Origin of the sequence: Argonema antarcticum A004/B2 (assembly GCF_023333585.1) — a bacterium.
Classification (GTDB): domain Bacteria; phylum Cyanobacteriota; class Cyanobacteriia; order Cyanobacteriales; family Aerosakkonemataceae; genus Argonema; species Argonema antarcticum.
This window is the reverse complement of sequence record NZ_JAIQZN010000032.1, coordinates 1-17,468: the sequence shown is the minus strand read 5'-3', so window position 1 is coordinate 17,468 and position 17,468 is coordinate 1. Positions and strand designations below refer to the sequence as shown.

The 17,468-nt window shown below is 46.6% G+C and carries 10 protein-coding genes; 5 read left to right on the top strand and 5 right to left on the bottom strand.

Annotated elements, in window-relative coordinates; all coding sequences use genetic code 11:
• Positions 1 to 6,151: M10 family metallopeptidase C-terminal domain-containing protein (locus LAY57_RS15385; RefSeq protein WP_275994024.1), on the bottom strand; the 6,151-nt coding region annotated here is incomplete at its 3' end.
• Positions 6,152 to 6,332: 181 nt separating this feature from the next.
• Between LAY57_RS15385 and LAY57_RS15370 the strand changes: the two genes are divergently transcribed.
• The 3 genes from LAY57_RS15370 (at position 6,333) to LAY57_RS15360 (ending at position 8,567) form a co-directional block, all read left to right on the top strand.
• Complete coding sequence (locus LAY57_RS15370; protein ID WP_249067660.1) at positions 6,333 to 6,632, top strand: hypothetical protein; 300 nt, start codon at positions 6,333 to 6,335, stop codon at positions 6,630 to 6,632.
• Positions 6,633 to 7,410: 778 nt separating this feature from the next.
• Entirely contained in the window at positions 7,411 to 7,656 is a 246-nt protein-coding gene (locus LAY57_RS15365; protein ID WP_249067659.1) for a hypothetical protein, read from the top strand.
• 23 nt (positions 7,657 to 7,679) lie between these two features.
• The gene (locus LAY57_RS15360; protein ID WP_249067658.1) at positions 7,680 to 8,567 is read left to right on the top strand and encodes a succinate--CoA ligase subunit alpha; all 888 of its coding nucleotides are present in this window, start codon (positions 7,680 to 7,682) and stop codon (positions 8,565 to 8,567) included.
• Between the two features lie 244 nt (positions 8,568 to 8,811).
• Here LAY57_RS15360 and LAY57_RS15355 read toward each other — a convergent pair whose 3' ends face one another.
• The 3 genes from LAY57_RS15355 to LAY57_RS15345 form a co-directional block, all read right to left on the bottom strand.
• Positions 8,812 to 10,392 (bottom strand): hypothetical protein, encoded by a 1,581-nt coding sequence (locus LAY57_RS15355; RefSeq protein WP_249067657.1) that lies wholly within the window; start codon positions 10,390 to 10,392, stop codon positions 8,812 to 8,814.
• 139 nt (positions 10,393 to 10,531) lie between these two features.
• The gene (locus LAY57_RS15350; protein WP_249067656.1) at positions 10,532 to 12,235 is read right to left on the bottom strand and encodes an ABC transporter permease; all 1,704 of its coding nucleotides are present in this window, start codon (positions 12,233 to 12,235) and stop codon (positions 10,532 to 10,534) included.
• Between the two features lie 362 nt (positions 12,236 to 12,597).
• On the bottom strand, positions 12,598 to 13,548 hold the full coding sequence (locus LAY57_RS15345) for an ABC transporter ATP-binding protein (RefSeq protein WP_249067655.1): 951 nt from the start codon (positions 13,546 to 13,548) through the stop codon (positions 12,598 to 12,600).
• A 550-nt stretch (positions 13,549 to 14,098) separates the two neighbouring features.
• Between LAY57_RS15345 and LAY57_RS15340 the strand changes: the two genes are divergently transcribed.
• Positions 14,099 to 14,893 (top strand): LmeA family phospholipid-binding protein, encoded by a 795-nt coding sequence (locus tag LAY57_RS15340; protein ID WP_249067654.1) that lies wholly within the window; start codon positions 14,099 to 14,101, stop codon positions 14,891 to 14,893.
• A gap of 170 nt (positions 14,894 to 15,063) precedes the next feature.
• On the top strand, positions 15,064 to 16,245 hold the full coding sequence (gene chrA, locus LAY57_RS15335; RefSeq protein WP_249067653.1) for a chromate efflux transporter: 1,182 nt from the start codon (positions 15,064 to 15,066) through the stop codon (positions 16,243 to 16,245).
• 204 nt (positions 16,246 to 16,449) lie between these two features.
• On the opposite strand, the gene LAY57_RS15330 is transcribed toward chrA, so the two are convergent.
• Entirely contained in the window at positions 16,450 to 17,136 is a 687-nt protein-coding gene (locus LAY57_RS15330; RefSeq protein WP_249067652.1) for a Uma2 family endonuclease, read from the bottom strand.
• Between the last annotated feature and the right edge of the window lie 332 nt (positions 17,137 to 17,468).

The window sequence follows — 17,468 nt, the reverse complement described above, 5'->3', positions numbered from 1 at the left end:
CATCAACAGGAGGAGTAATAGTTCCGCCATCGATAGGAGGAGTGGTAATTCCGCCATCGATAGGAGGAGTGGTAATCCCGCCATCGACAGGAGGAGTGGTAATCCCGCCATCGACAGGAGGAGTGGTAATCCCGCCGCCAGGGAGGGTTTCTTCAACTGACGCGACATCGAAGGGAATGATGAGGAAATCAGAAGAAGTTAGGACATTGGATGGTACATCTTTCAGGATTGCCAACAATTCGCCAGTATTTTCGATCTTAATCAGAGTATCTTTGGCATTGGCAGCAGTACCGGGGGTAAAGCTAAGTTGGTCAAAGCTTAGACCTGCTGTTAATCCTAAAAAGTCTTTATCATCGAAGTTGAAAATAGTTTCGACTCCGAATTTAGAGGCAAGTACGAAAATATCTTTATCCCTGCCACCGTAGATAAAGTCGTCATCCAATCCTCCGAATAACGTATTTTCATCGCTATCGCCGTAGATGGTATCTTTGCCTGCACCGCCATCGATTAAATCGTTCTTGAAACCACCAGTAATGAAGTCGTCACCGTCACCACCATATATAGTGTCATGGTCTGCACCACCATCAATCGAATCGTTACCATCGCCACCAAAAACGAGATCTTCGTGGGAACCAGCTGATATCAGGTCATCGCCTGTACCACCGTAGATAGTATCTTTGTTATCGCCGCCATCTAGGTAATCATTTCCTGCACCACCGATGAGGAAGTCGTTATTTTCGCGACCCATGAGACTGTCATTACCTTCGCCACCATCGAGATAGTCGTCATGCAAACGACCGTCCAAAGTGTCATCACCCGTACCGCCGATGAGGGTGTCATTGCGTTCGCCTCCGTCTAAGTAGTCGTTATCGGCACCGCCAAAGATGGTGTCTTCACCTTCGTGACCGAAGAGGATATCGTCCCCATCGCCGCCGTCTAGGATGTCGTTCTTGGCCCAACCGTAAAGGGTATCTTTGCCTGCACCACCACCGAGGGTGTCTGTACCTTCGCCGCCGTCCAAGTAATCGTTACCATCACCACCAGTGAGGATGTCGTCGTGGTCGCGTCCGAAGAGGATGTCGTCTCCTTCGCCGCCGTCTAGTACGTCGTTGTTTGACTGACCGTCGAGGGTGTCGTTGCCTTCGCCACCTAATAAGGTATCTAAACGGTTATTACCTTTGAGATAATCGTCGCCTTCTTCGCCAGCTAATAAGTTATTACCCGTACCGCCATCGAAGGTATCTACGCCTGCACCGCCGTAGAGGGAGTCGTCGCCGTCTCGACCCAGTAAGAGGTCGTCGCCATCGCCACCCCGCAGGATGTCATTGCCTGCGTCGCCGTCGAGGTAGTCGTTTCCAGCTTGACCTACGAGTTCGTCATTGCCTAAGCTGCCGTCGAGTTTGTCGTTGCCTGCGCCGCCGGAGAGGTAGTCGTCGCCTGTTTGTCCGTAAAGTTGGTCGTCATCATCGCCACCGAAGATGGTGTCGTTACCTTCGCCGCCGTCGAGGTTATCTATTCCCCCTTGTCCGTAGAGGACATCGTTGCCGACAGCACCGTCGAGTTGGTCGTTGCCTGCGCCACCATCGAGGGTGTCGTCTCCTACTTGACCTAAGAGTTTGTCTTTGCCGTCGCCGCCGGAGAGAGAGTCGTTGCCGTTGCCACCTTCTAAGTTGTCATCGCCTGCGCCGCCGGAGAGGGTGTCGGCATCGTCGCCACCGTAGAGATTGTCTGTACCCGCACCTGCGTCGAGGAAGTCGTTACCTGTTTGTCCGTAAAGTTGGTCGTTGCCTTCGCCTGCTAGTAAGCGGTCGTTTCCGGCACCGCCATCGAGGTTGTCATCACCTGTTTGTCCTAAAAGGGTATCGGCATCGTCGCCACCAACGAGGTTATCTGCACCGGCACCGGCATCTAGGTAGTCGTTGCCTGCTTGTCCGTAGAGTTGGTCGTTGCCTTCGCCTGCATCTAGGGAGTCGTTGCCTGTACCACCTTCGAGGAGGTCGTCTCCGGTGCCTGCGTTGAGGGAGTCGTTGCCGCCATCTCCGTAGAGTTGGTCGTTTTCGGTGTCGCCAAATAAGAGGTCGTTGTTTTCGCCGCCTTTGAGTAGGTCTGTGCCTGTGCCGCCGTGGAGGGTGTCATCGCCGTCTTCGCCGTAGAGTTCGTCGATGTCTTCGCCACCGATGAGGGAGTCGTTGCCAGTACCGCCAAAGAGGGAGTCGTTGCCAATGTCGCCTTGTAGGATGTCGGCACCTTCGTTACCGAGTAGGAGGTCAACTCCTTTGCCACCGCTGAGGGTGTCGTCTCCCAAGTTGCCTTCTAGTTTGTCGTTTCCTTCGTTGCCAAATAGTTGGTCGTTGCCTGCATCTCCCTGTAACAGGTCGTTTTCGTCGTTGCCGCTGAGGGTGTCGTTGCCGTCGCCGCCGCTGAGGGTGTCTTCGCCTGCGTCGCCTGTGAGGATGTCGCTGTCGCCATCGCCGTAGAGGAGGTCGGAATAGTTACCGCCGCTGAGGGTGTCGTTTCCGGCATTGCCGTGTAGGATGTCGTTGTCGTCTTCGCCGTAGAGGATGTCGTTGTCGTCGCCACCATTGAGGGTGTCTTTGCTGTCTGCACCGTAGAGGAGGTCGTTGCCAGCATCGCCGTTTAAGACATCTTGGCCTCTTTCGCCATAGAGGGTGTCGCTGTTGGCACCGCCGTTGAGGAGGTCGTCTCCTTCTTCGCCATAAATTCGATCGTCTCCAGCATCGCCATTGAGGGTGTCATCGCCAATGTCGCCTAGTAGGAGGTCGTTGTCATCACCGCCGTTGAGACTGTCGGCACCTTTGGCACCTAAAAGGGTGTCGTTACCCCCGTCTCCTTTTAATAGGTCGTCGTCTTCTTCGCCGTAGAGGAGGTCGGCATTGTCTCCGCCGGAAAGGGTGTCTTTGCCGTCTGCACCGTAGAGGATGTCATTGCCTGCATCGCCGTTTAAGATGTCTGTGCCATCTGCACCGTAGAGGGAGTCGCTGTTGGCACCGCCGTTGATTAGGTCGTCGCCTTTTTCACCGTAGAGGAGGTCGTCTCCAGCGTCGCCGTTGAGGGAGTCGTTGCCGATGTCGCCTTTTAAGAGGTCGTTGTCGTTGCCGCCGTAGAGGAGGTCTGCACCTTTGGCACCGTAGAGGGTGTCGTTTCCTGCATCTCCTTTTAGTACGTCGTCGTCGTCTTCGCCGTAGAGTAAGTCTTGGTCATCTCCACCGGAAATGGTGTCTTTGCCGATGTTGCCGTAAAGGAAGTCGTTGCCTGTGTCGCCGTTGAGGATGTCTGCGCCTTCTGCGCCGTAGAGGGAGTCGCTGTCTGCACCGCCGTTGATTAAGTCGTCTCCCAGTTGTCCTAGTAGGAGGTCGTTTCCGCGATCGCCGTTGAGAATGTCGTTGCCGATGTCGCCGTTGAGGGTGTCTTCTCCATCGTTGCCGTTGAGACTGTCGGCACCTTCTGCACCAAATAGTCGATCGTTATCTGCACCGCCGCTGAGGGTATCTTCGCCGAGTTCTCCGTAAAGGGTGTCGTTGCCAAGGTCGCCGTTTAGTTGGTCGTTACCGTCGTCACCGTGTAGGAGGTCTGTGCCATCGCCGCCAAAGAGAGAGTCGTCGCCAAGGTCGCCGTGTAGAGTGTCTGCGCCTGTGTCACCTTGCAAGAGGTCGTTGTCTTCGCCGCCGGATAGGTCGTCTTCGTCTGCACCGCCGGATAGGGTATCGTTTCCTTGGTTGCCTTCTAGTTTGTCGTTGCCTGCATCGCCGTTGAGAGTGTCGTTACCTGTTTCACCTTTGAGTAGGTCGTTATCATCACCACCGCTCAAAAGGTCTTGACCATCTCCGCCATACAGTGAATCGTTTTCCGAGTTGCCTTCTATGTAATCATCGCCGCTATCACCATATAGTTCATCATTGTCGGCTCGACCGAAGATTCGGTCATTATCTAAACCACCACTGATAAAGTCATTTCCGCCTTCTCCGTAGAGCAAATCATTTCCTTCTTCACCATAAATAGTATCATGACCATAGCCGCTATCTCCATGACATTCATCATCATCTTCACCACACCAGATGATGTCATCACCATCGCCACCATGAATAAAGTCTTTTCCTTTCTCACCATAAATTAGGTCACGTTCAGCACCGCCATCAATATCATCTGCACCACTACCACCATAAATGGTATCTCGATCTCCTTCACCTCTTAGTTCATCATCGCCACCAAAACCTTTGAGGATGTCATTACCTTCGCCACCATAAAGATAGTCTTTAGCATCATCTTCATTACCACCATCAAGTAAATCGTCACCATCTTCTCCTCTCAAATCATCATTGCCACCTTTACCATTTAAGATATCGTTACCAGTACCACCATTAAGTAAGTTTCCAACTACATTACCAATTAAATTATCATTACCTTTTCCACCGATTGCATTCTCAATCGTGACTCCGAAGGCGATTGCTAAGTTATTGTCAAGACCAATTGAGCTAAAAGCTCCAGCATTAAGATTGATTGTGACAGTCTTTTCCCATTTTGAAGCATTGATAGTGTCATTACCACCGCCATCCCAGATTGTTTCGGCAAAAGGATTTTCCCAACTGTAGACTGTATCATTGCTTCGAGTTTTATAGTTTGCACCATATAGCTTCTGAATAGCTGCAATATCATATATCATCGGAGTCTTAGGATAAACGTCGCCATAAGATGGGTTGTAAGACATGATGGTATATTGGTGCGAATCTTTTTCTCCGGTTAAATACGGTGCATCTGTGCCACCACCACCTGCATTGTAGTTACCTGGATGCTCCAAACCCAGTGAATGACCAATTTCATGAAGGAGAGTTAGAAAGCCATAGCTTCCTAGAATACCAACTTTATCAGGATTGTTAGGTTGTTCTTTATTGTTAAGTAAAACATCACCATAAATACCAAGCTTAAGTTTACCAAATGGAAAGAGACTAGAAGCAGTTGGAAGATGAGGAATGATATTTAAATCTACACCAGGAATTAAGTTGATGGGATTAGCATCATTCAACAGGTCGATAGCTTCATTAATCGGCTTTATAATATTATCTACTTCGTCAATAAAATTGTTTCTAGCTTCGTCGATTTTCTCTATAAGATTGCTTGGTGGATAAATGGCATAGGCTGCGGAGTCCGTTTGAGCATTTGTACCAAAGCGTATGTCTGCTCCTTCAACAACTGGAAAGCCAAGATATTTGCCAGCAGCTTGATCTACGGCATTAGCAAAATCATCGTATTTACCGACAGCCTCTAAGATATACTTGATTGGTTGCTGGATTAAGAAGTCAGTAAGCTGATATGCTTTATCTTCCTTGGGTTCAAACTTTATGTCTGCAACATCCTCCCACAATCGTAGAGCAGCTTCTGCTGCCAATTTTTGATTCTCATCAAATGGCTTAAAACCAGCGATACTTGGTAGGCCATCTCCAATATAAGTTTGTATTTTTAATTCAGAGTAACGGAAATGAGCTAGGGGTAGAGACGGCATAAAATTATAAGTAATTTTGTTTGAAGACCAATGAGGTTCTCCATTCGGAAATAAAGCTTTTACATCATCTTGGATATTTTGTGGAAGGCTTGAAAAAGGACTGTCTGCCTTTTCTGAATAAATAAATTTTCCACCTAAATTTAAAACAACAGAATCATTCTCCTGCTTCATGCGCTGAACTTGCTGCTGACTCAAACTCACCCCACGCACGATCGCAGAAAACAACTCCCCTTCATCCCCCGGAGTATCAGCAGTATTAAGTTGCCAATCTACATAATGCCCAATTTCTTCAATTAAAACTGCACTAATCGCTTGACGATTACTCGCATACTTACTCAAGAAATCTTGAGAAAAATAAATGGTATTTGTTGACCCCGCATAAGCAGCATTTGCCCCTTGTAACTCTGCACCAGTGCGAATTTCAATTCCCGGAAGCGATTCAAAATTGCCACTAAACCACTGCTGACGTAAATTTTCCAACTTAGTAGTATCAAAACTTTCACCAAAAGCAGTTTTAATTTTGCTGAGAAAATCTTCACTAGCAGCAAAGCTATTTAATGTGCTGTAAGCATTCTGAAGTGCATCTTGAACTAATGGATCGGTTACTTGATTGGCAGAATTGGATGTAAACATGGTTTTCTCCTTCAATAGTTGATGTTGTAAGTTTGGTTGCTTTGGTATTGCATGGTGAGGGCGGGTTTTGTTTTAGTGTTGTCTGTTGGAATCAAGGATTGTCTGCTAAACCCGCCCCTACATCAGACAATGTTGGTGTTTTTGTCAGATTTTAAGCACGCAAAATACCCTGGCAATAAGGTTGCCAAAGTCTCAGGGTGCGATCGCCTTCCAGCACGCTATGCGATCGAACTTGACAAAAAAGCTGCTTCATGTAAATGCACTCCTGGGCGCGATCGGCCCTGATATTCTTGGAATCTATGAACCTCTATCTATCTCTCAGGCTCACTTGGCGAGTTTTATGCGGAATATCTGTATTTGTTACAAAGCTTTACACTTAAGCTATGTAAAAACTCGGTATCGAAATAAGCCAGCGAGTAAAACCGTCTCAGTGTGCGCGATCGCTGCGATCGCACTCCCCTCAAAACGTCCCTCATACTGATGCACTCCTTAGACGAATTTTGCGAATCCGTGAACCTCTATCTACCTATTAGGCTGAGTCTGCGAGTTTTATGCGGAACCTCTGTCTTCGTTACAAATCTTTACATTAAGCCTGCAAAAACAGGACTTACGCAGGGACGCTAAATATGGTGGATGGTGCGTTACGCTATCGCTAACACACCCTACAGATAGAGGCTTTGCGTAAGTCCTGAAAAACGTAGAAATACATAAAAACACTGAATAGCCGGGGTATGTAGTCTCAAAAAGGAACACTTTATTTCATTTGTCTATCAGTGTATAACGAAAAACCGCTCAAAAAGCTGACACAAACACTGAACGAAAGTTTAAGTAACATCGTCTTTCCGGGAAAATTGGTAGCCTATTGGCAAAAAAATGTATAAAGTGTTCGCTTAGTCAACAGCAATTACACGCATAATAACAGAAACTTTACTATTAATTTATGCAATATTTATATATATTAGGCAAAATTTAAGTATAAATATCATTGCCTTCAATCAATTTAGTATTTTTACTGAAAATATTGTACGTAGATAAAATTGTCAGAGAGCCATGACATTAGGTAGAATGGACAGAAACGATCGCAGCAGGGCTAAGTTATGCGATCGCACCCAGACGGGTCAGAGAAAATGCGATCGCATCAGCGAAACTGGTATTAGAGCTATCCTGCGGGGCGTTTTACCGGCGGTCGGGGAGGAAGTTTGGACTGTAGCGAAAAATGACGATCGAAAAGGGATAATCAAAAGAAAAGAGGTGATAAAATGGCTGTTGAAAGATGGACGGATGAAATGCTTGATAAGCTTGGTGAAAAGGTCGATCGCATTGCTGAGGAAGTGGAACAAACCAACAATAATGTTGATGCCTTGGTGGGTGCGGTTAACTCCCTAGTTACTTTGTTGCGAGAGGAAATTCCAGCTATCAAATCAGGACAAGAGGAAACAGCCAAAATTCAAGCAGAAAGCATCCGAGAGTTAATTAAATTTATCAATAAGCCCAAATCTGAATAAAAGTAATCAAAAGGCATTCTGTAATGAATTTAAAGCCAGACAGCAAAGTCTTAATCCAAGGCATCACCGAACCACTTGCTTCTATCCACGTCGCTAGGATGAAAGCCTACGGCACCAACGTCGTTGCAGGAGTAAGTCCCGGACAGGGGGGACAGACGGTACATGATATCCCCGTTTTCGACTTGGTAGAACAAGCACTGCCGACCACTGGCTCGATCGATACTACCATAATCTTCAAGCCACCTTATCTGGCATTGGATGCGGCGCTAGAAGCGATCGCAGCCAATATCCGCCAAATTATTATAGTTACCAGCGGCATTCCACCCTTGGATATGGTGTACCTGCTGAGAATTGCCGATGCCCACAAAACTTTAATCGTCGGCCCCAACAGTATGGGGATTATAATACCGGGAAAGCTTTTGCTGGGAACTCATCCCGCCGAATTCTATACTCCTGGGCCTGTGGGGCTGATTAGCCGTTGCGGCAATTTGATTTCGGAAGTGGCCCTGGAACTGACACAGGCTGGATTTGGTCAATCGATGGGCGTTAGTATTGGCAGCGATGCGATCGTGGGTTCTTCATTTCGCCAATGGCTGCAAACTTTAAATAAAGATGATAATACCAAAGCGATCGTTTTACTCGGAAAGACTGAAGGCGGTAACGAAGAAACAGTCGTCGAATATATTACAGAGGAGATTAATAAGCCTGTAGTTGTCTATATTGCCGGACGATACGCACCTGAAGTAAAACGTCCGCGCCATGCTAGCGACTTAATCATTTCGCAGCCAGCTATAGAGGAAGAAGTTAGCACAGCAGAAACCAAAATTGGAGCCTTTGAGAAAGCAAAAATACCTGTAGCCCAGCGGCCTTCTCAAATTCCTGATTTGCTGAAAAAAGCGCTCAAAAAATAGTCATTGGTCATTGGTCATTGGTCATTGGTCATTAGTCATTGGTCATTAGTCATTGGTCATTGGTCATTAGTCATTGGTCTTCAGGTTTATTTTGTAGGGTGCGTTATACCAAATCCGCAACGATTACCCCCTTTATTTCGATCGGCTGTAGGGACAATTCATGAATTGTCCCTACAATGTTTAGGCCAAAAATTAAAGGGGGTAATAAACCCTGATTTGGTATTACAACAAAAGCCTCTAGCGCCTACTGAGTTGGTAAAGACGGACGTTCCGAAAACAGCGCTTTGGAGGCAGATTCGCCTGCTTGCCGCAATTTTTTCGTCATCTGTACGCTCAACAATCCCAGTAGGCTCCATTGTCCCAGCAGGCTCATAAAAATGGCCGTTGCACTGGCGTGTTCTATAGCAAACCAGGGGAAAGCTGAAAACAGCAACAAACCAGGACTTTTTTGAACTGCTAACAAGGGAAGGAGAATTAATCCGCTTACCGCAGTAGCAGCCAATAAACCCCGTTTGGGAGTTTTCATCAACAGCATCATTTGAGCGATCGCAGCATAGATCAAAATCAAGTTGTAGCTCAAAATCAAAACTGCGATCGTTTCAATTTTGTAAGGATTTCGGGTAAAAAATATAGCCCAAGCAGTCCAAACTACTGTTTTAATGACTAGATTTAGTGCGATCGCCACTACCGCTGGACTTTTTTCTCCCCAAACCAAATCCTGCACTAAATAGCGATTCCATAAAGCCTTGCGGTTAGAAACCCCATCCAATCGGCGGTAACGAACCCAATCCTGCAATTCCTGACGATGAGGCAACAAAGCAGGGATTAAAAACACAAACGCAAAGAGGTTTATAATTTCCAGAAATGCTATCAACCCAAACCAATCCCAATAACTGTGATAACTTAAAAAGTCTGACTTGTAGTTTCCTACAAAAAATCCTAAAATCAAAACTTCAAAACCAGCTACTAACCAGTAACTTTGTTTTTTGCTAATCAGAGTTGCGTTTGGTTGACGAAAGCGGCGATTTAACGATTGCCACACTACATAATTACACAAGCCGCAAGTCAGTACTAAAAAAACCTCTAATACCAATAAATTGCTACCAATTGGTAAATAAAACCACTGCAAATTGCTATCGTAAACATCTTCCTTTGTTCCAGTAGACAGAAGAAAGTTGATAATTTGCAGGCAAGGCGAGCCAAATATTAAGGTTAAAAAGCTGCACCACCAAGCATGAAATCCCACTTGGAATGAATAGAGAAGCATGATGTTCCCGAAGAAGAGGCAACATCCCCAAACGAGCAGATAAAAGCTTAGTAGCAAGCCCAAAGGAACACCTGCTCCGATCGCTGACACCAAATGTAATGGAATAAACAGGAGGATACCTGCGTAGAGCAAAATAGGAGCGCCTAGTATTTTGCCAATCAAAATATTTTCGCTAGACTCAGGACTCAACTTAATAAAGTTAAGAGTGCCTCTATGCTGTTCTTTGCCAACATCGCTGACGATCGTATAGACAGTACCAAGCAATAAGATGAAAGGCAAAATCCAGCTTAGAATCGTAAACAATTCTAGCCACCAGTGCGGCCAGTCAATGACAATTTGACCTGTCGCATTTACAAGGCATTCGGATTGCTTATTTTTTACGCAATAAGTATATCCCCTTTCATAACTCTGGAAGTAAAAATTCATTACTCCTAGAAACTGAATTAGCAGAGAACCCGCAGTTACTACGGCTAAATTGCGTGATTTTAAACGCCCTTTCAGTTCGCGGAATAGTTGCGGATTCCAGTCGCCCAGTCGGTCTAACCAAAGGAGATTCATGGTGGTTTTTGTGAATTTAATTTGTTTTGAAACCTGACCTTGGGGAGAGTTGGGTTTCGCTTGCGCTTAACCCAACCTACAATTCCTACAATTCCTGTGACCAAACAAAACAGAATTGCAGCACCCTACGCTGGGTCGATCAAGCCTTATGAGCGGCTAGCAGGGCTTTGGAGGCAGATTCACCAGCTTGTCGCAGTTGCCGTGACAATCGTGCGTTCAAGACCGCTAGGAGGGTGAATTGGCCTAAAATTGCCATGAAAACGGTTGTAGCCGCTGTATGTTGCGTGAGGGCAACCCAAGGGAAAGCTGAAAATAGCCAAATTACGTAGGGGTCCGATCCCGATCCAAGGGAGAGGACAGCAAATATCAGCGGTGGGAGTACAATTGCGGCACCTAATGCGCCTGCTACCCACACAGCTTGCTTCTGAGTTTTCATCAAGAGCATTAGTTGCGCGATCGCAGCATAGATCGCAATTACGGTCACTGTCAGCGCCAAACTCAAGAAAGCGTCAACTTTTCCTAGATAGCTGGGCAAAACTAGAATCCAACAGATGAGCGGCAGTGAGGTAATGAACAGATTAAGCGCGATCGCCATGATGTTCGGACTTTTTTCACCCCAGATCAAATCCCGCATCAAGGAACTGTTCCAGACACGCTGGCGATTTCCCACCTTTTCCCGCCGATATCGCGCCCAATCTTGCAACGCTTGTCGCTGAGGCGATAGAGCTGCGATCAGACACAAAAACAGGAAAAGGTTAAAGAAAAGTAGGTAATTCAAGTTAAAAGACAGCCATTGTGACCCAGACCGCCCTTTTTCCATATTTTGCATGGCGAATCCCAGCACCATGACTTCAAAACTGGCTGTTAGCAAATAACTCTGGCCTTTGCTCAACATAGTATTGCTGGGATTGGGAAAGCGCCGCATCATAGATTGCCAGAACCAATAAATCCACAAGCCAGAATTTAATACAGCAAAGGCAACAGCGGTCACCAAACTTGCACCTAGCGGGATGTAGAACCATTGCCAGGTTTCTATTTGCTGGTAGGAGAATGGAGATTTGTAACCAAAGGAAGTCGCAGAAACTAGATACGAAATCATCCAAGATGGGGAGAACAATTTCACCCAATCGGTGGGGTCGTGGGTGATGGGTTTGAAACTAGAGAGCCAGAGGAAAAACAAGACTAAGCCACTACCCAACCAAGGTTGAAACCCGCTAAACGCAGAACTAAATAAGCCGAATAATAATGCCGCACTATAGAATAATAGGCAGCTGAGGGCGACAACTCCGTAGAAGGTGAGAATTAAAGGTAAAGGAATTGAAGCGGAAATACCAGCACACAAATGCAGCGGGATAGCCAGAAGGCCAACCACATACAGCAAAATGGGAACTCCCAACAGTTTGCCACTCAAAATGCTTTGGCTAGACTGGGGACTGAGGCGGATAAAGTTAAGCGTGCTGCGACGATCTTCCTGCGCTAAGTCAGCGATTAGCATATAGGTGCCAACCACCGACAGAGTGAAGATGCTAATCAAACTCAGCCAAACGAATACGTCTAACCACCAGTACTGCCAGTTAATCGCAAAATTACCGGCGATATCCTTGAGGCACTCGTATCCCTGATAATACTCTTGGGGTTTAGGACCACTGCAATATCTGCTAAATGTCTGGGACTCAACTTTTTCTACAGGAAGTTGGCCGTAGTAAGACATCACCAATAGCAGCTGACCCAGGAGGGAGATGGCTGATGCGATCGCTACATTCCGAGTTTTCAGGCGACCTTTGAGTTCCCGCAATAGTTGCGGGTTCCAGTCGCCTATTCGGTTTATCAAACTGAGTGTCATTCTCAAAACTCTCCAAATAAATTTCAAATTTGAGATTTCAGATTGCAGATGCAATTTTTTAACTAAAAATCTGCAATTTTCAGGGAAATTACAACCATTGGTTTAAAATGCGCGTCCTGCTAGTAGGGCTTTGGATGCGGACTTGTCTGCTTGTCGCAACTGTCGCATTAATTGCCAGTTTAACAATTTAAAATTTCAGATTTGAGATTGAATAGGAGTTACGCAATATTTCTTGTTTCGCCCCTCCTACCAGGGCTCCCCAAATCTGGGGGAAGTAAGGAGGGAAGCCCCCAGATTTGGGGGGCTAGGGGGGCGGCATAAGTCCTGTTGAAGATAAAATCCAAAATCCAAAATCCAAAATTCTACGAGGCTTGTTTGTGACCCAGTTTGAGGAAGATGGTTTCTAAGTCTTCTTGGGTGCAGTGGAATTCGTTAAGAGGAATCCCAGCTTGGATGAGACTTCGCAACAACTTAGCACAATCTTCCTGGGAGCCGGAAAAGTTAACCCGTATCTGTCCGGTGGCTGACATCACCTCCCACTCTTCCACCTGGGGATTGTTTTTGAGTTCTGCTAAAAGTGCATCTTGGCTACCCAAAGCCGACATGACAATTTGCTGACGGCTAAGGCGGCGGTAAAGTTCTTTGAGGGATTCACTTTCCACCAGATAACCCAGTTCCATAATCCCGACAGAGGTGCAGAGTTCTGCTAAGTCGCTGAGGACGTGGGAAGAAATGAGGATTGTCATCCCGGCTTCTTGCAATGTTTTGATGATTTCCCTAAACTGCATTCTGGCGATCGGATCTAATCCAGACACAGGTTCGTCCAACAGCAGTACGATCGGTTCGTGGATAATCGTTCTGGCAAGGCTGAGGCGCTGTTTCATCCCCCGCGATAGGGTAGAAATCTGGCTGTTGCGCTTGTTGGTTAGCTGCACCAGTTCCAAAACTTCGTACAGGCGTTGGCTGCGGCGCGGTTCTCGCAAGCGATAAAGCCGCGCAAAGTAATCTAGGTAGTCCCAGACGTTGAGGTCGTCGTACAGGGGGAAGTCATCCGGGAGATAGCCAAGCCGACGTTTCAGGTTTGGGTTGCTGCGATCGCGCAAGAGGCGATCGCCATTAATATAAATTTCCCCTATCGTTGGTTCCTCAGCCGCCGCCAACATCCTGATCAGCGTCGTTTTCCCCGCTCCGTTTGGCCCGATCAGTCCATAGACTTCTCCCGCTTCTATCTCTAAATCGACATCGTTGACGGCAATGTAGCGGTCAAATTGCTTAGTCAGTCCACGGGTAGAAATCGCTATTTCCTTTGCCATAGTTTCTCCACAACGAAAGTTTCTGCTTTGTCAAGTGTAAAAATACTCATATAGCAATCGCTCTCGTCGGTTAGGACAGTATTAAACGCTTCAACGCATGGCGGGGACTGTGTTTGTACGGCTGACCTTGCACTTCCTACCTCCTACTCAGCACTCAGCACTCAGCACTTTGCTATATCTTGCCCTATTCTCAATTTTGGCTGAAGAAACCGGGTTTCTCAACCAAAAATCTAGGCTGTAAGCCGATCGCGAACCCAAATAAATAGATAGAAATTGCTAATAGCAGTGATTACCGATAACTTAGCCTTTACCTACACCTTTTGGCAGGCTCGTTCCTAAAACTGAAACAAATAACATTTATCCTAATGGCTGAAATTATTTCCTGGTAAGGCTGGGAGGCTATCACCCTCATCTACCCCTCGACTCTCCACAATCTGTCTTAGGGATTAGACCGTCCCAATAGCATACTTTTAGTTGGTTAGGCAACGGATTGCTGAGTTATTCACATTTTGTTAAAAATGAGGAAGACTTTCTATAGACACAAAACTTTATGTTAGGTGGCCTGACTGGTTTTACTAATTCTGGTGGTAGCGATTGGGGAGAGCGGATGCTCAACACGGTTGCTAGCCAATCCATCCGCCACTTGTTCAGTAAGAGCGAGTCTGTGGAGGTCTCTGTACGCTGCTCGCCGTCCAGCAAATTGTTGCAGGGGAGCATCGACAGCTTTAAAATGAGCGGTCGTGGCTTGGTGATTCGCAAGGATTTTCCCGTTGAGGAGATGTCCTTTGAGACAGATGCGGTATCCATTGACTTCAGCTCCATTTTGAGCGGTAAGATAACGCTGAAGCAACCCACGCAAGCGATCGCGCTAGTCACGTTGTCGGAAGAAGGTATCAATCAAGCCTTTAACGCAGAACTGGTTAGAAAGCGCCTGCAAAATCTTTCTTTGGACTCCTTGAGCGACTTGACTGAGGGTGAACCAATTTCCTTCACAGAAGTTCACCTGCAACTGGAGAGTGGTAACCGGATTCGGCTTTTTGCCAAGGCGGAGCTACCCAAAGAAGGTACAGTACCCATTAGCATGACGATGACGCTAGCAGTTGAGCGCCGTCGTCGCATTGCTTTTAAAGACCCTCAGTTTTATGCAGACGCCGTACCGGAATCCCTACGAGAAATTTCTCAAACCCTATCAAAGGCGCTGGCTGAGGTATTGGATAATATGGTGGATCTCGATCGCTTCGATCTCGACGGCGTGACGATGCGGATCAATCGCTTGGAAACTCAAGGGAAAAAGTTGATCTTCAGCGGCTACGCTCAAATCGAGCGCTTCCCTGGTGGTCAATAGTCAGTGGTCAATGGTCAATGGTCAGTTGTCAGTGGTCAGTTGTCAGTGGTCAGTGGTCGGTGGTCAGTCTTCTTCCCCTAGTCCCTAGTCCCTAGCCCCTAGTCCCTAGCTATAGAATCCGCCAACGCTTCAGCAATTCATAATGTCCTAACCGCCTTGGCGGTTGCTATATGACCAATGACCAAAATGTTAGCCAGTTAAGCGATTTGGCAAAAGTGTTTTTAAAATTGGGAGCGATCGGCTTTGGTGGGCCTGCCGCTCACATTGCCATGATGGAGGATGAGGTTGTCAAGCGACGACAATGGATCGATCGATCGCATTTCCTGGATCTGGTAGGCGCAACAAATCTGATTCCAGGGCCAAATTCGACCGAAATGGCGATCCACATAGGATATATCCGCGCTGGTTGGCTGGGTTTGATTGTCGCAGGCGTTTGCTTTATCTTGCCTGCTGTGATTATCACTGGAGGCTTTGCCTGGATTTATGCGGCATTCGGAACATTGCCCCAAGTTGCTCCTTTGCTGTATGGAATTAAACCAGCTGTTCTGGGCGTCATTCTAAATGCGATCTGGCGACTGGGAAAAACGGCACTGAAGGCTCCAAAACTGCTCATTATCGCCCTATTCGTATCCCTGGCATTATTTTTGGGGTTAAATGAGGTCGTCGCGCTTCTACTGGGAGGGTTACTGGGAATGATTTGGCTGGGTGGATCTGACCCCGACAATCCCCCACCAGGTGAACAGAAAATAACGATCGCAGCTGGTTTGGCTAGCGTTGGGACGCTGAAAGTAGCGGCGACAACTGGAACTGCTGTTGCAGGGGATGTCCCCTTATGGCAACTGGGTTTATTTTTTCTCAAAGTGGGAAGTGTCTTATTTGGCAGCGGTTATGTGCTGGTGGCGTTTTTAGAAGGGGGACTGGTTCAGGAATATGGTTGGCTAACTCAACAGCAGTTGCTGGATGCGATCGCGATCGGTCAATTTACTCCCGGCCCAGTACTTTCCACCGCTACCTTTATCGGCTACATCATTGCTGGTTTCCCAGGCGCAATTGTGGCGACAGTGGGGATTTTCTTGCCCTCTTTTTTCTTCGTTGCCGCCTTAAATCCTTTGATTCCGCGCTTGCGTTCTTCCAAATGGTCGGCAGCTTTTTTAGATGCGGTGAATGTGAGTTCAATAGCACTAATGGCAGTTGTTACCGCCAAACTTGCAGCCGCTATTCTCACAGATTGGCTACCGATGGCGATCGCTTTAATTGCCGCAGTTTTAGCTATTCGCTTTCGGATAAATGCGGCGTGGTTAGTTTTAGGTGGTGCTTTAATTGGTTGGGTAGCTAATTTTATTATATTTTAGAAAGAGCGATCGCATCTTAATTTTTATAGCCTAGTAGATAATTTATCTGTCAAAATCAACGGTAGGGGCGAAGCATTCGGGCAGTAAATCTTTGGTTTTGACCGATAAATTATCTACCCGAATGCTAATGCCTCCGGCACGCTACGCGAACGCCCCTACATAATCTTGTGGCCTTCTTCCCCTAGCCCCTAGCTCCTAGCTATATTATTCAGCTCCTGACTTACTTATTGATTGACTCTCTACTTGCTGCTGTACCCAAGCACGGAAAGACTTCTCAGCCAGCACTTCGTCAAATTTCGCCTCTTCCAGAAATTGGTAAAGCCTCTCTTTAATTGCCAAAGAAAATGTTGGACTGTGTTCAACTTCAATATACTCAGAATCTTGAAGTTGATAGATTCGCAGGATTTGACCGTTATAGCGCCAAAATTCGGGTACTCCCATACTTGCATACAAATTCAGTTTATTAATATCAGTATGAGTAATATCTACTTCTGCAATCAAGTCGGGTGGGGGATCTGTGTTCAGGTCAACCTTTTTTCCAGCGACTTTGGGTTGATTTTGGATGTAGTAGCAGTTGTCAGGTTCAGCACCTTTTTTTAAATCGGGACGGTTTAAGGTCGTTGAACCCATTGTTTTGACTTTTAACCCAAACTCTACTACCAAAATGCGGATGAATAGTTCAATTAATCTAATAGCACTTTCATGTTCTTCTAGAGGCATGGTAATTTCTAATGTGCCTTCGTTATATGTGAGTCGAGAAGAACGACTTTCACCAAGTGCTGCTAAAATTTGCTCGTAAGCTTGCCAACTAATGTTGTAGAAAACGACTCGCTGTTCTGCTAGGGTAGTTTCTGGGGGAATAGTGGTTGGTTTCGCGGCTGTACTAACCATATTTGCCTTCGAGTTTAGCTAAAAGTTATTATAACATAAACTCTGCCTGCTGGAGTCTATTCCCAGACAGCGATCGCATTTGCCCTTACAAACATTCGGGTAGATAGTAAATAATTTATCGGTCAAAACTAACGGGGAGGGCGAAGCATTCGGGTAGATAGTTTATCGGTCAAAACTAACGGGGAGGGCGAAGCATTCGGGTAGATAGTTTATCGGTCAAAACTAACGGGGAGGGCGAAGCATTCGGGTAGATAGTTTATCGGTCAAAACTAACGGGGAGGGCGAAGCATTCGGGTAGATAGTTTATCGGTCAAAACTAACGGGGAGGGCGA

Excerpts from the sequence above, each read along its gene's own strand:
- LAY57_RS15365 (WP_249067659.1), top strand. The coding sequence starts at position 7,411 with ATGGCTGTTGAAAGATGGACGGATGAAATGCTTGATAAGCTTGGTGAA.
- LAY57_RS15360 (WP_249067658.1), top strand. The coding sequence starts at position 7,680 with ATGAATTTAAAGCCAGACAGCAAAGTCTTAATCCAAGGCATCACCGAA.
- LAY57_RS15355 (WP_249067657.1), bottom strand. The coding sequence starts at position 10,392 with ATGAATCTCCTTTGGTTAGACCGACTGGGCGACTGGAATCCGCAACTA.
- LAY57_RS15350 (WP_249067656.1), bottom strand. The coding sequence starts at position 12,235 with ATGACACTCAGTTTGATAAACCGAATAGGCGACTGGAACCCGCAACTA.
- LAY57_RS15345 (WP_249067655.1), bottom strand. The coding sequence starts at position 13,548 with ATGGCAAAGGAAATAGCGATTTCTACCCGTGGACTGACTAAGCAATTT.
- LAY57_RS15340 (WP_249067654.1), top strand. The coding sequence starts at position 14,099 with ATGTTAGGTGGCCTGACTGGTTTTACTAATTCTGGTGGTAGCGATTGG.
- chrA (WP_249067653.1), top strand. The coding sequence starts at position 15,064 with ATGACCAATGACCAAAATGTTAGCCAGTTAAGCGATTTGGCAAAAGTG.
- LAY57_RS15330 (WP_249067652.1), bottom strand. The coding sequence starts at position 17,136 with ATGGTTAGTACAGCCGCGAAACCAACCACTATTCCCCCAGAAACTACC.